The sequence below is a fragment of the Winogradskyella vidalii genome, assembly GCF_013403955.1.
GTDB classification, from domain to species: domain Bacteria; phylum Bacteroidota; class Bacteroidia; order Flavobacteriales; family Flavobacteriaceae; genus Winogradskyella; species Winogradskyella vidalii.
This window is the reverse complement of record NZ_JABFDG010000027.1, coordinates 1-2,969: the sequence shown is the minus strand read 5'-3', so window position 1 is coordinate 2,969 and position 2,969 is coordinate 1. Positions and strand designations below refer to the sequence as shown.

Genomic DNA, 2,969 nt, shown 5'->3' with positions numbered 1-2,969 from the left:
TTTTATTTTGGTAATTCAAGGAGCGTTTCGGATTTTGAAATTAAGTAAGTGAATGAAAAAAGCACTACTTACAACAACGTATATAATCCATTGCTAGTGAGAGCCTACTTACGAAAATCCTCGCGGATTTTCTATTCGGTTTTTATTTGCTAAATTACGTGCTAAACAACGCAACGTATCATATACAAAACCGTTGGCAGCAATGCCTGTACGAAATCGAATAGAATTACAACTATAAATAAAATGAGTAATATCAATGAATTAATTTCAAAAAGCAACATACCTAATTTTCAGATATTAAAGCTAAAAAGTATTCCGAAAACTCAAAATATTATCTTACTTAAAACAAATCAAAAAAATGAAATTTTAATTGAGATTTTAGATTTTGAAAACAATAACATTAAACAAATTTTTTTAGATGAAAAACTAACTAAAATTTATGATTTTCATCCTATTGACCTAGTAAATTTTCATATAAATTGTGATTATAATGGTAATTCAAATTGTCAAATAAAAGTTAATTCCTGTGGCAAAATTATATTTAAAAAACAATTTGAAGCAGAACATTTTGCTTTAAATTTTAAGCATATTTTAAAAAATTATATTTTTCGAGAAGATATGGTTTTATTGGATTTGGATAACTTTGAGGAATATAATATAACTGATTTTTTTATTGACAATTTTGATGATGAGTACAGTTTTAATTATTTATATTTTGAACATAGATATGACATTTTCACTCTACCAGATGACAATATTATTGGCTTTGAAATTTATGATAAAGATTATATATCCAATAAAATTTATGATATAGATGGTATTGAACGAAAGTTTTACTTTATAATTTTAAAAATAATTTCACCTACGAATATTAATATAATATTTAGTGGTAAAGTTGATGATTGTGGTTTTAACTACACAATAAATAAAAATTTTAAAGAGATTGCTTATAGAAGTTCACTTTACAAAAATGATGACAACATCCAAATTAGGCAATTTTCATTGGATAATTTTCAAAATGCAGAAATACTAACTAAAGATAAATCATCTAAAATTGAATATTTTGATGAGAGAATAATTATATTTAAAAAGGATAATATTCTTGAAATTTTTGATAGAAAAATCGATAATTCACTAAAATTCATTGAAATAGATGAATTTTCTTCGTTTATTTTTAAAAACAGTCTATTATTTTATGTGAAAAATTATCAATTAAATTTTATTTCAATTTAAAGTTAAAAAAAACATCTTTGAAAAGTGAATACAAATTTCAATATTACTGCAATCGCTCTTAATATTAAATAAACCAACGTCGGTATTAAAATCAGAACGCTTAAATATGGAATAATAGAAACCTAAACTGCAAACTGACAAAATTATGCTGGAATTCCAATCTTAACGAATAATAAAAATGCTCGAAAACAAAAAAAGCACGGCTGCCAACACCGTGTATAGTCAATTGCTTTTTAGAGCTTACGTACGAAAATCCCTTCGGATTTTCTGTATCGTGAGTATTTGTTAACTTAGTCGCTAAATCACGCAACTAACCATACACAAACACGTTAGCACCAATTAAAACAAACATATGAGAAATAATTTAAAATTTGGAATAATAATTTTTACAGTAATTACGATTTTTGCCTGTAAATCTGATAATAAAAAGGAAAATCTATCATCAAATTCTGGCAACAACATTTTTACAGTTAATAAGGAATTTTGTAAAGAAATGAGCTTACCAACAATTGAATTTAGTTTAGAGTATCCGAATGAATTAAAAACAGACCCAGCAGAAAAAGGCTATCAAAATTATAACTACAATGCTTTTTTCAAATGGAATGAAAATGAAGTCCAAACTGAAGGAATTTCTTTAGGATACTACACACCACAAAAATCAAATCTTCTTGAAGACCAAGTAAAAAAGAAATCATTAAATCAAGTATTAGGCGCTTGGAGACAATTGTTTGAAATGTCTGATGTAAAAATTGAGAAATCTAAATTTGACAATAAAGAATATTATATTTTAAAAGCTAAAGGCAGTATATCGAATCCCGAACCAGATGCGGAATTCGTAGGTAATTATTTAATACAAACTTTACTTTTAGAGCCACAAGGAAATAATAAAAATGGTCTTTTGGTAACATTTATTGCTAATGAAGAATCTGAAATTAAATCTTTTCAAGATTTTGCTGATAAAGGCTATATAAGTAAAGTTTGGAAAACTCTTAAATTTGAATAAATATGGTTCAACAGATTATTTCAAGAAGAAGAAAACTACTTCCTTGGTGGATGAAATTTTTTATTTGGCTTTTTATGTTTCTTTCATCTTACGGCTTATTTATGATGTTTTGGGAAATTATAGGCTCACCAATCGATTTGTACTTTACTGGCGAAGTTTCTATATATGGAATGGAAACATATGATAAATATTCTTTATTAGGTGTTTTTATAATCACTTTGATTCTATTTAAAGGATTAACAGCTTTTATGATGTGGACAGAAAAAGACCTTGCCATCAAATTTGGTTTAATTGATGCTTCAATCGGAATTATAATTTGTATCACAATGATGATAGTCTATCCGATAATTAATTTGGTCAATGGCTTTTGGAATATAAATCTTCGTTTTGAAATTCTTTTTTTAATTCCATATTTAATAAAATGTTGGAAATTAATAAAACCTTGGGATGAACTCAAAGAACCAATTTATCAAAATATCACACCTGTATCGGAGGCAATAACACAAATAACGATAGAAACTGAAACTGAACTAAAATCTGAACTGGAAATAGAAAAACCTTCTGATAATAACGATGGATTGGACAAAGAAGACCCAAGAAGATTTATGCCAAAATAACTGGTGCTAACACCGTGTATAATTAATTGCTAGGTTCTTGCCTACTTGCGAAAATTCCTGCGGAATTTTCACGGGTTCGTAAAAGTTTGCTAACTTAGTTGCTGAACCACGCAACT

The 2,969-nt window shown here is 26.9% G+C and carries 3 protein-coding genes; all 3 read left to right on the top strand.

Annotated elements, in window-relative coordinates; translation table 11 throughout:
- Positions 1-243: 243 nt before the first annotated feature.
- The 3 genes from HM982_RS18260 to HM982_RS18250 all read left to right on the top strand — a co-directional run bounded on the left by HM982_RS18260 (position 244) and on the right by HM982_RS18250 (position 2,853).
- Complete coding sequence (locus HM982_RS18260) at positions 244-1,233, top strand: hypothetical protein (RefSeq protein ID WP_179354757.1); 990 nt, start codon at positions 244-246, stop codon at positions 1,231-1,233.
- Positions 1,234-1,585: 352 nt separating this feature from the next.
- Positions 1,586-2,236 carry a hypothetical protein gene (locus tag HM982_RS18255; protein ID WP_179354756.1) on the top strand — a complete coding sequence of 217 codons (651 nt, stop codon included), beginning with the start codon at positions 1,586-1,588 and terminating at the stop codon, positions 2,234-2,236.
- 2 nt (positions 2,237-2,238) lie between these two features.
- Positions 2,239-2,853 (top strand): hypothetical protein, encoded by a 615-nt coding sequence (locus HM982_RS18250; RefSeq protein ID WP_179354755.1) that lies wholly within the window; start codon positions 2,239-2,241, stop codon positions 2,851-2,853.
- The last annotated feature ends 116 nt before the right edge of the window (positions 2,854-2,969 follow it).

Excerpts from the sequence above, each read along its gene's own strand:
- HM982_RS18260 (WP_179354757.1), top strand. The coding sequence starts at position 244 with ATGAGTAATATCAATGAATTAATTTCAAAAAGCAACATACCTAATTTT.
- HM982_RS18255 (WP_179354756.1), top strand. The coding sequence starts at position 1,586 with ATGAGAAATAATTTAAAATTTGGAATAATAATTTTTACAGTAATTACG.
- HM982_RS18250 (WP_179354755.1), top strand. The coding sequence starts at position 2,239 with ATGGTTCAACAGATTATTTCAAGAAGAAGAAAACTACTTCCTTGGTGG.